The organism is Oceanobacillus luteolus, from assembly GCF_023715655.1.
GTDB lineage: Bacteria > Bacillota > Bacilli > Bacillales > Amphibacillaceae > Oceanobacillus > Oceanobacillus luteolus.
This window is the reverse complement of record NZ_JAMBON010000027.1, coordinates 38,822-49,309: the sequence shown is the minus strand read 5'-3', so window position 1 is coordinate 49,309 and position 10,488 is coordinate 38,822. Positions and strand designations below refer to the sequence as shown.

Annotated in this window: 11 protein-coding genes; 10 read left to right on the top strand and 1 reads right to left on the bottom strand. The window is 37.3% G+C overall.

The window, feature by feature from the left end; all coding sequences use genetic code 11:
* Positions 1 to 151 precede the first annotated feature (151 nt).
* Positions 152 to 1,927 carry an extracellular catalytic domain type 1 short-chain-length polyhydroxyalkanoate depolymerase gene (locus M3210_RS14230; protein ID WP_251515708.1) on the bottom strand — a complete coding sequence of 592 codons (1,776 nt, stop codon included), beginning with the start codon at positions 1,925 to 1,927 and terminating at the stop codon, positions 152 to 154.
* A 215-nt stretch (positions 1,928 to 2,142) separates the two neighbouring features.
* On the opposite strand from M3210_RS14230, the gene M3210_RS14225 reads away from it, so the two are divergent.
* The 10 genes from M3210_RS14225 (at position 2,143) to M3210_RS14180 (ending at position 10,444) form a co-directional block, all read left to right on the top strand.
* The gene (locus M3210_RS14225; RefSeq protein WP_251515706.1) at positions 2,143 to 2,595 is read left to right on the top strand and encodes a hypothetical protein; all 453 of its coding nucleotides are present in this window, start codon (positions 2,143 to 2,145) and stop codon (positions 2,593 to 2,595) included.
* Positions 2,596 to 2,734: 139 nt separating this feature from the next.
* Positions 2,735 to 3,127, top strand: coding sequence for a VOC family protein (locus tag M3210_RS14220; protein WP_251515705.1), 393 nt, complete (start codon positions 2,735 to 2,737; stop codon positions 3,125 to 3,127).
* A gap of 118 nt (positions 3,128 to 3,245) precedes the next feature.
* The gene (locus tag M3210_RS14215) at positions 3,246 to 3,626 is read left to right on the top strand and encodes a VOC family protein (RefSeq protein ID WP_251515703.1); all 381 of its coding nucleotides are present in this window, start codon (positions 3,246 to 3,248) and stop codon (positions 3,624 to 3,626) included.
* A 194-nt stretch (positions 3,627 to 3,820) separates the two neighbouring features.
* Complete coding sequence (locus tag M3210_RS14210; protein ID WP_251515701.1) at positions 3,821 to 4,348, top strand: RNA polymerase sigma factor; 528 nt, start codon at positions 3,821 to 3,823, stop codon at positions 4,346 to 4,348.
* Positions 4,332 to 5,153 carry a hypothetical protein gene (locus tag M3210_RS14205; protein ID WP_251515699.1) on the top strand — a complete coding sequence of 274 codons (822 nt, stop codon included), beginning with the start codon at positions 4,332 to 4,334 and terminating at the stop codon, positions 5,151 to 5,153. The genes M3210_RS14210 and M3210_RS14205 overlap by 17 nt, the downstream gene beginning before the upstream one ends.
* Before the next feature lie 112 nt (positions 5,154 to 5,265).
* The gene (locus M3210_RS14200) at positions 5,266 to 5,562 is read left to right on the top strand and encodes a DUF4306 domain-containing protein (protein WP_251515697.1); all 297 of its coding nucleotides are present in this window, start codon (positions 5,266 to 5,268) and stop codon (positions 5,560 to 5,562) included.
* Positions 5,563 to 5,790: 228 nt separating this feature from the next.
* Positions 5,791 to 6,300 carry a YfiT family bacillithiol transferase gene (locus M3210_RS14195; protein ID WP_251515695.1) on the top strand — a complete coding sequence of 170 codons (510 nt, stop codon included), beginning with the start codon at positions 5,791 to 5,793 and terminating at the stop codon, positions 6,298 to 6,300.
* A 490-nt stretch (positions 6,301 to 6,790) separates the two neighbouring features.
* Positions 6,791 to 8,269 carry an ABC transporter permease gene (locus M3210_RS14190; protein WP_251515692.1) on the top strand — a complete coding sequence of 493 codons (1,479 nt, stop codon included), beginning with the start codon at positions 6,791 to 6,793 and terminating at the stop codon, positions 8,267 to 8,269.
* A 14-nt stretch (positions 8,270 to 8,283) separates the two neighbouring features.
* Positions 8,284 to 8,955 (top strand): ABC transporter ATP-binding protein, encoded by a 672-nt coding sequence (locus M3210_RS14185; protein ID WP_251515690.1) that lies wholly within the window; start codon positions 8,284 to 8,286, stop codon positions 8,953 to 8,955.
* Positions 8,948 to 10,444 (top strand): PASTA domain-containing protein, encoded by a 1,497-nt coding sequence (locus tag M3210_RS14180; RefSeq protein WP_251515688.1) that lies wholly within the window; start codon positions 8,948 to 8,950, stop codon positions 10,442 to 10,444. The genes M3210_RS14185 and M3210_RS14180 overlap by 8 nt, the downstream gene beginning before the upstream one ends.
* Positions 10,445 to 10,488 lie beyond the last annotated feature (44 nt).

Below are 10,488 nucleotides of genomic sequence, written 5' to 3'. Positions count from 1 at the left end.
TTGTCTGGTAACTTTAATTTTATCAAAAGGTGTCCTTTTTGTTTACTAAAATTATGATAAATAGAAAATAGCTTCGCGCAAAAAGCGCGAAGCTATTTTCTATTTACTGGGGTTTTGTCCCAGCCTCTTTCTAATTGATATTTCAACCAAATCAGTTACTCACATCAATTTCAAGGTGAGGGGTATACTCCGGGTCATCCTCTTTGTATAGTTCAAGTAAATTACGATTCAATCCGGCAGTTGTTTGTGCTTTAAGTCTAAATTGTGTGAGTCCGTCTCGATTAAGGTTCTCCAACGGTATTTCTATCTCAATTCGTTCCACGTTAGTTGCAGGGACATTCTCAATTGTTGTTATGGAATTTGTGGTTGCGCTAGCTAAAAAGTCGTTACGTTCAAGGGTTGGACTGGAACCAAAATAACCATTCTTAACATCAACCGATATATTATTAATGGTTCCGGTACTTGATTTTGTGAGTAAAATTAATTTCGCAGAGTTGATGGTTTGATTGTCTAAAACAGATGTATCAAAGGAAAGGATAGTTCGATAAGTGTCTGTATTATACATCCCTTTATCGCCGAGTCTAAACTCTTTGTTGCTTAAGCCGTCAGCAATAAGACGACCTACGTAACCGCTTTCATTTTGTTGTATTTCTAATCTTTCTAAATCGTTTTCAGGGTCATCGTCTTTATTTATCACATAACTCTCTGTTTTAACATTTTCTTTCTTGTCGTTTACAGCTATCGTGAAAAACTTAAGTTCTGTCGATTCTTCAATTACAATCGGTGCGGAATATACAGTAGAGTTTGTTGTTGGTTCCGAACCATCAATCGTATAATATGTTGTTCCTTCTCGGTCTGCGTTTAATTCTACAGTTACACTAGTGGTATATTTACCACCTGGTGGAGTTGCAACAGTAGAAGGTGCATCATCATCTGGTATAATCTCTTTTGATTTTGACTTAAAGAAGTTCCACATTATTTCACTTGCACTAGGGCCTTGTGGGTCTGTATGACTCCCTTGTAGACTTCCACCAGACCATGCGTGCCCCATGCCTTGTACGATATATTTCTCTACGATGGATTCACCTTTTGAATTTTTGTAAAGATATTGGGTATAGTTTTTGCCGTTGGGATTGTCATGTTGAATGGTTTCAGATGGTGATTTGCTAATGTGATCACTGTCACTGTAAATTAAGTTATTCGTTTCAATCCATTGTTCTGTGACTTGATCTCCGTTGATAGGGCGGACGGTCCAATCATCACTACCGTGGAAAACGATGACAGGAACAATTCTAGCATGCTCACCCATTGCTTCAAATGCCCGTTCACCTTGAATGGCCGGATTTGGACCACCGTTCTGCATCGCCATATTTGCCTCGATCAGATTTGTGGCTGCTTTATACTCAAGTCCTGAACCTACTCCAATTGCTGTAAATACATCTGGATAGGTTGCCCCCATGATGACTGACATGGCACCACCTGCAGACAATCCAGTAACGTAGACACGGTCATCATCAATTACATAGTCGTCTTTCACTTTACCTACCATTCCTGCAATCGTAGCAGGTTCTCCAGATTCCCTTGCTTGATGTGCTGGTTCGAACCAATTCCAACAATAATTAAAGTTTCCACTGCGAGGCTGCTCCGGATAGAGCACCATAAACCCCTCTTGTTCCGCCACTGCATTCATTTCGGTACCAGCTGCAAAATCAGCTGCATTCTGGGTACAGCCATGTAACATTACGACTAAAGGGATTTCAGCATCTTCATCATAATCTGAGGGTACATAAAGTTTGTACGGTTTTCCATTATACTCACCATCTTCAAAACTAGCTGCAGCCACCTGATCGCTATCCACCTTAAGAAACAAACATAAAACAGTGAGACAAGACAACACAATCAACAACCGAGATGTCCCTTGAAACATTTATTCACTCCTTTTTTTTAACGCTTATACAGCGTTTTTAATTATGCGTAAACTAACAAAAATGAGTTACACAGAAGTTACAATAAATTTCCAAGCTGATTCTTTGATGGTTTGCATATAGGAAAAATGTCACATCTTTGCGGGGAAATGTTTAAGATGTTCGACCTCGGGAATCTAAACAATATCAATAAATAATTAGAGGAAGGAAGATCTGCATGAGTATGACAATGAACAAACAGAAAAAAGCAAAAAAAGGTTTAATCGTAGCTGGAGTGATTGCAGGAGCTTCTTCATTGGTACTTTTAAACAGCAATGCGCGAGAGAAGGTAAAAGATACTTCCAAGAATATGAAGAATACAGTAAGTAAATATGCAACAACAATCAAAGAAGATCCCAATGGTACGAAAGAAGCGATAATCACGCGTATTCAGAATGCAACAGAGATTTCCAAAGACGCAATTGAAAAGATACAGGCAATCTTGGATACGCAAGTAAAAGATATTAAAGATACAACTCAACATGTGGTGGAAGAGTCTAAAGATGTAATGTCTTCCGTCCAAGATGCAAAAGGTGAGTTAGCCGATGTAAAAGATGACGCAGTTGAGGCAAAGGATGAATTATTATCCGCAAAAGACGATGTAAAGTCTAAAGTTGAGGCAAATAACTAAAATACTATTCAATGATTAAAAATGGATTTTGATTAAGTAAAAGGGTGTTTTTCCTTCAAGGGAGGAGAAACACCCTTTCTTGTGGAATTCTATTAATAAGATGTCTTATTACGAATAGCTATGAATGGAGGGGATTCGATTGGTATTTGAAATGACGATACAAGTTCGTGTAGAAGATATCAGAGAAGGTCGTAAATGGTATCAGACTATGCTTAACCGGACACCAGATTTCATACCCCATGAAGGATTTGTTGAATGGGAGATTATCCCTGGTTGTTGGTTGCAGGTTGCTGAAGGAAAACCGGCGATTACAAGTGGTCCTTTACGACTTGGTGTGACAGATATAGAAGGTGAAAGAGAGAGACTTGTAAAAGAATTGAAGATCGATGATTTTGTAATATATTCAAGAGAAGAAGTTCCGGTAAAATGGGGTACATTTTCCGATCCATGGGGAAATCGTTTAGGTTTCTTTGAATACTTGGATAAAGAGGAAGAAAAACAGCGGATTAATACATTAGTGATGAAAAATTAAAAACTTTTATACAAAATTATATAAGCGAGATTAAGGAAAGTACATACTTTATGCAGGAATCCCAATCTTTTCGTTGAATGGATACTAGAGGAAGAATTATAAGGGAGGACTTGAAAAAATGGAGAAAGTAATACCAATCAAAAACCAAATGAATGGCGTGTTTGTTCATGTAACGAATTTGAAGGAGTCAGTAAAGTGGTATTCAGATTTACTAGGGCTCGATGTTGATTTAGAAAAGATAGCTTCACCTGTTTATAATATCCCTATCACAGGCTCCACATCTCTAACGTTAGACGATCACACCTTCGATCCTGCATTTAAATACCATGTCAGTCCTAACCCTATATTTAATTTATTCGCCCCAGAAATCGAAGAAGCATATAAGTATATAAAAGCTAAGAATATTGAAGTTGTTAGGGAAATAGAATGGGTAGACAATACTGCCTGGTTTAATATAAAAGATCCGGATGGTAATGTTGTAATGATTTGTAATTGCTAACTACTGCAATCTACATATGGGTAGATTCATAAAAAATTAATAGGAAGCTTGTTATCTGGATTAGTCGGTGTATCTCTAAAGAAGCAGGGGATACGCCTTTTTTGTTGAAATAATGTTTGGCGAAAACAAATATGTGACTTAATCTTTTTTAATACGTCTAAAACAATAAACAAGTGCATGAAAGGGTGAGTTAATTGCCGGATCAAACGAAAGAGGAAATTACCGATTGGTATCATTTATATAGTGAGTCGATTTTTAAGTATATTTTGATGATGATACATGATTATCAAATGGCGGAAGACTTGACCCATGATACGTTTATTAAAGCTTATAAAAATCATCATACCTTTCAACATAAGGCACAACCTAAAACTTGGCTATTCAGTATTGCACATAATCTCACTATAGATTATATACGAAAACAAAAGCCATTGAGAATTCTTCAAGAGATATTTACTGCAAAGAAGACTTCTGTGCCTTCACCGGATGATATTGTAGAAATTCGTGAAAGTTCAATCCAGTTGTATCGTGCGTTAAGTAAGTTGAAATCCTCCTATCGTGAAGTCATCATCCTCCGGAAAATAAAAGAATTCAGTATTAGAGAAACAAGTGAGATTTTAAATTGGTCGGAAGGAAAAGTGAAAACGACACTTTATCGAGCAATTCCCGCTTTAGAGAAGGAATTGCTAAAGGAGGGGTATCCGCATGAGAAATCAATATAATGATAGTTCTTATTTCGACAGTCAATTGAAACAATTGGATAAAGATATCATTTGGAAAGAATCAAGAAAAAATAAACTGGAGAAAAGCATTTTATTTTCCATGAATAGTAGCAGGAAAAAAATGAGATTAGTTGCTGTATTAAAATTTGCTTCAAGTATCGGAATCCTCGCTATCGTATTGTTTTTCGGTTATACCTTTTATACGGACAGTATCACGTACCATGATGAAGCAAGTATAACTCGCAGCGAAGATAGCCAAATAGTAGATAACCATAACCCCGAAGTAAAAGTGACGTCTGATGATTCGGTTGAAACCGATGAGGCGGCCCTGGAGATTCATACTGGCTCTGTGGAAGCTGTAACGAGAAAGAATGAAGGGATGGACCAAGAAGTTGAAGTCATCAACTATCTAATACAACCTTATAAAATTGCATATCAATTGGATAAGGTATTCGGAGCACCTGAAGTGTATGAAAACGAAATACAGTATTCAATAGATGATGAATATACGATAACTTTAGCAATTATCGAAGACACCAATCTTGATCAATCTATATCAAACCTGCAAGAAAGATTTGAAGCAGAAGGATATGATGAAGAGTTTGAACTTGAGAGCGTATCCTCAGAGGAAAATGGATTTGCGGGGAAAATGCAGTACTTTAGTCAAAATCGAGTGGATAAAGGGTTTATTGCTTATGAAGTTGGTGATGATGTCCTGGAAATTACATTCCGATATCCCGTAGAAGGTGGAGATGGGATGTATTCAATTCTAAACTTTCTACGAGAATCGATTCATTTGCGTTAAATAGTCGAAAAGATTGCAAATCCAAGAAGGATATTAAGTTTTTTTGTAGAAGTATATAACGGTATGATTACCATATAAAGGAAATATCCTATGCGGAAAGGGGAGTAATAATATGAAAAAACTACTAGGCGTTCTTCTCGTTCTGTTTGTATTTGTCTATAGTTACTCGGCAACTTCATGGACTGCTTCCTATATGCCATTTGAAACAAGTTGGCGAAGTCATTTGGTGTTCACCCCGTCGCATGTTACTGATCCAGGGCAAATCTATACCATTGATAAATATATTTATGCATTTAAATACGATCCAACAACGAGCTTTTTATTCGTTTTATCATTATCAGTGATCATTGTGTTCATCATCTTCGGTCTGCGGAATTTATTTGGCGTAAATAGAAGTATATCAAATTAAATCTTATTAAATGGGTGCTTTCTTAAATAGGGAGCACTTATTTTAATTGGTTACATTAACAAGTCACCCATTGGTTTGTTCCTTGGCCAATAAGACTTCAAGTTTAAGTCACGATGTTACTTCAACGATTCTAGTCATATGTCATTTAGTTTACAATCCTAAAGTAGATTGGCTATAGTAGAGATTAACAGCGAAATAAATATTATAGGGAAGAGGGGATCGATTGAAATGGATGTAAAATTTCCGATTGGTGAATTGAAAGTTCCAGAGCAGGTGACGCTGGAACATGTACAGGAATGGTTGAAGCAAATTGAAACATACACTACTAGGTTGCGAGAAACGGTCGATTCATTAAATGAGGAGCAGTTAAGCAAAACATACCGCGATGGCAGTTGGAACGTCCGTCAATTAGTTCATCATATTGCCGACTCCCAGATGAATATGTTTCAACGTTTGAAGCTGGCATTGACAGATGAAAACCCTAAGGTACCTAACTTTGTTCAGGATAAATGGGCTGTTCAACCAGATACAGAACTCCCAGTAGAAAGTTCGATTAAGATGCTGGAAGGCATCAATGAGCGTATTGTAGCTTTAGGGAATAGTGTAACAGAGGAAGAGTTGAGCCGTATCTTCACTCATGAAAACAATGGGGAAATCAGTGTTGCAACAAAAATTGCAAAATTAGCTTGGCATGAAGAACATCACTTGGAACATATAAAGATTGCATTATCAAAATAGTTTTAGAGAATAAAAATTGGCTTATCCGAATCGGGTAAGCCAATTTTACATTGGACAGAATCAATATTAACGTCAAAACAACTATATGGAACGATGAAATGATATAGCATTCATTATCAATCTATTGAATAGACTACCTCGAATATTTTATCTTAATAGATAAATTTTATGAGTGTTAGTGATAATTTATACGTACTTGAGAGTGTCTTGTTTCGTAATTGTGCGAACAAAAATATTTAAAAAATATCGCAAATAAAAACTTCTTCCAGATATAGGAAAAATAACAGTTGTATTTCTACACTATTACAAATATAATACAAGTATATGTCGTATTAAGTTATTAATACAGTATAGAATTTAATCGTGAAAGAGGTGAAATCGTATCCAAGAATAGCTTGGATAACATGGGGCGCTCGTATATAATACAAATATACGTTAAATTTTTAGAAAATTACAAGAGAAGAGAATTTTTTTAATGAGGGGGTTTGTAATGAATTTTATTAAGCGGGGATTTCTAGGAATTACTAGGAAAAAGGGAAAGTCTTTAATTTTATTAGCAGTAATATTTATTCTGGGGAATTTGATCTCAGGAGCCATTTCAATTCAGCAAGCCACTACAAATGTGGAAGCAAACATTAAAGAGAGACTAGGTGCTACTGCTACTGTAGAGCTTGATTATGAAGAAATGGATAAGCTTAGTGAAGCAGACTGGGAAAATACTGTGATTGAAGACCTTAGTGTTGATTTGATGAAACAGATTGGTGAACTTTCTTATGTAAAGTACTATGACTTTAATATAATGCATTGGTTAGGCTCAGAGAGTATCGATAGTTACCAAGGTGATATGGAGGGTGAAGTTGTACACCATGGTCCCAGCATGGACTTTATGTTGAAGGGAATTAATTATGCACCTGTTCTTGATATTGAAGAACAGAAGGCAAAATTAGTCGATGGTCGTGTCTTTACCCAAGAAGAAGTCGATAATGGCACCTCTGTAGCTATCATTTCTAATAAATTGGCAGAAAAAAATAACCTTAACGTTGGGGATACCTTTACGTTGGTAAACGAGGTTTATACTTGGGATGAAGAAACGGGAGAAGATAATTTAGTCACTTCACGGGATGTCGTCTTAGAGATTATAGGAATATTCGAATCACAAACTATTAAGCAAGATGATTCAGAGGGTAGTTCCGAAATGGGCGGCATGATGGATTTCATGGATATAGAATTCCAAAATACCGTATATGTACCAAACCCAATTATTGTGGATGAAATGAAATACCAATATGAGGAGTATTTGAAAGCGGACGAAGAATATGCAGAAATGGTTGCGGCCGAGGGAGAAGAAGCATCATTCGAATATTATACACCATTGTATGTTCTGAATAATCCTGAAGATAGTGAAGCATTTGCGGAAGAAGTTGCGCCGTTACTACCGAATCTCTATAAGGTCCATAGCGCTACCGATCAATATGATAGCATCGCAGGCCCAGTAGAGTCGATGTCCAATTTATCAAGGTACGTTTTATATGCGGCTATAGGTGCAACTGTGCTTATTATTGGTTTAGTAGTCTTATTATTCCTAAGAGATAGAAAACGTGAATTAGGTATCTATTTATCACTAGGGGAGAAACGTGGCCGTGTTATTGGACAAATTTTAATTGAAGTAATGGTTATTGCGTTAATTGCCATTTCATTATCATTATTCACCGGTAATCTCATCGCTGGACAGGTATCAGAAACGATGATCAATGCAGATGATCAATCGTATCAAGATGATTATATGTATTATGGCGGGGCCATCCAAACTCATTTAACGACACAAGATGTTTTGGATTCTTATGAGGTCAGCCTTAATTCAAGCTTTGTTCTAGCATTCTTTGGAATTGGGTTGTTGACGATTCTCATTTCAACAGTCATTCCGCTGATTTATATTTTAAGACTAAATCCTAAGAAAATATTGATGTGATGAGAGGTGAAACAATGATATTAGAGGCGAAAGATTTAAATTACTTTTACCAAGATGGTGAACAGCGTCGTTATATATTAAAAGATACATCCATTTCATTTGAAAAGGGGAAATTCTATACAATTTTAGGGCAATCCGGTTCCGGGAAAACCACCCTGCTTTCCTTACTCAGTGCGCTTGATTCACCACATAGCGGTACCGTTCTTTTCAACAATGAAGATATTAAGAAGATTGGTTATGAAAAGTACCGACGTAATAATGTGGGGATTATTTTTCAAAGTTATAACTTGATTCCGACCTTTACTGCAGTCGAAAATGTACTCATTCCAATGACGATCACAGAGAATGATGTCCCGGAAGATGCCAAGACAGTGGCGTACAATTTACTCGACTACATTGGGATTGTAAAAAGTAAAGCAGACCGTCCAGTCAATAAGCTCTCGGGGGGAGAGCAACAACGGGTGGCAATTGCCCGTGCGCTTGCGACGAATGTGGAATTGATTCTGGCAGATGAACCGACAGGAAACCTGGATGAAGAAATGGAGCAGGAAATCATTGATATCTTCAAACGACTGGCGCATGAACACGATAAATGCGTCGTCGTAGTTACGCACTCCAATGAAATTGCATTGCAATCCGATCAGGCTTTCCTTTTGAGGAAAGGTGTACTGACTGCTTATGAGTGATTTTCTATCCAAATTTAATAAAGATAAGTACCAGGATTTGTTGAGTGAGCAAGACGAAGAAAAACAATCGAAATCCAAAAATGATGAACCAGTTGAAACACAGGAACAAATAGATTCGCAGCAGAAGCAGGAAGAGCAAGCTTCTGCTGCGGAAATGGAAGAAAGAGTTCCTGAGCCCGAGAGTTCTACTGAGTCCAATCCTGTTTCTACTAGAAGCAGCTATCGTCGTGACTCCGAAGAAGATGTGGAGATTGATCCGGACTATCAACGGAAAAAACGTCGTCGGTTGTGGCTGATCATTGCTGGATCTGTTCTAGCTTGTGTGTTAATTTTTTTCATTTACTACATACTCGTTCATGTGAAGGTGGAAGATTTTGTTGGACAACCTGTATCTGAAGCACGTGCATGGGCTAATGAAAATGATGTAGAAATCGAATTAATACAAGAACATAATAAGGAATATGATGCAAATCAAGTTATTTCTCAAAGTGTTCCTGCTGGAGAGAAAATCCGAAAAGGGAACACACTACAGCTAACAAGCAGTTTAGGACCGGATCCGGAAGAGGTTATTCTGCTGCCTGATTTTTCTGTCATGAGTCAAGAGGAAGCACGAAGTTGGATTGAAGAGAACAAAGCAGAAAATCTGCAAATTGTAGCGGAGTACAGTGATGATGTTGAAGAAGGCGAATTCATTAAGCTCACCATTAGAGATGATGATGTTGACGAAACAGGCTATCAACGTAAACATAGTGCAGCTGTCTACTATTCTAAAGGTGAAGAAGTATTTGAAAAGAATATTACGATACCTAATTTCACGGGAGTTGCCAAAGAAGAAGTTGTGAAATGGGCTGAAACAAATGAAATTGATATGACCTATGAAGAAGCGGATTCTGATACGGTTGAAGCTGGGTTTATCATTAGTCAAAGTGAAACTCCAGAAGAGAAAATTGCCAAAAGAGATAAGATGGAAGTTGTTGTATCTCTAGGTAAAGCTACAATTGTTCCTAATTTTGCTGGACTTACTGCAGAGGAAGCTGCTGTTAGTTTCCCAGATTTGGAAGTGATGGTGAAACAGGTTTATCACGCAGATGTTGCTTACGGAAGACTGATTTCACAATCCGTTGCTGCAGATACGAAGTTAACGGATAATGACGACAAACGTGTTACTGTTACTTATTCGTTAGGGAAGCCATACTTAGGTGATTATCGTGGGCAATCAGAGGGTGAACTGCCGAGAATATTCTTTGAAGAATTCCAATCCAAAGGTGCAGATATTAAATATATGATTAAATATGTCTGGGCCCCTGAAGTAAAAGGGACAGTGGTCGGAATGAGTAAATTCAATGAGTTTGTACCATTGAAGTATACTGTGGAAATACGAGTAAGTAATAATGTTCACGGACCACCTGATCCTCCGCCAATGATAGATGATGTACCAGAACTGCCGGAAGCTCCTGCAGAAGAAGATATCGATGTTAACGAGAAGTAACGAAGTAATCGACAAGTGCTTATTAAGTGCTTGTCGATTTTTTA